Annotated in this window: 1 rRNA gene; it reads left to right on the top strand. The window is 45.6% G+C overall.

From position 1 onward, the window contains the following. Nucleotides 1-204 (top strand): 23S ribosomal RNA (locus HMPREF3241_RS09840); the annotation flags it as partial.

Below are 204 nucleotides of genomic sequence, written 5' to 3'. Positions count from 1 at the left end.
AACCCAGCATGAGTTATGTCATGTTATCGATATGTGAATACATAGCATATCAGAAGGCAGACCCGGAGAACTGAAACATCTTAGTACCCGGAGGAAGAGAAAGAAAAATCGATTCCCTGAGTAGCGGCGAGCGAAACGGGAAGAGCCCAAACCAACAAGCTTGCTTGTTGGGGTTGTAGGACACTCTATACGGAGTTACAAAAG

The organism is Staphylococcus sp. HMSC34G04 (assembly GCF_001838765.1).
Taxonomy (GTDB): Bacteria; Bacillota; Bacilli; order Staphylococcales; family Staphylococcaceae; genus Staphylococcus; species Staphylococcus epidermidis.
The sequence above is the reverse complement of the archived record's forward strand: the minus strand, read 5'-3'. Positions and strand labels throughout refer to the sequence as shown.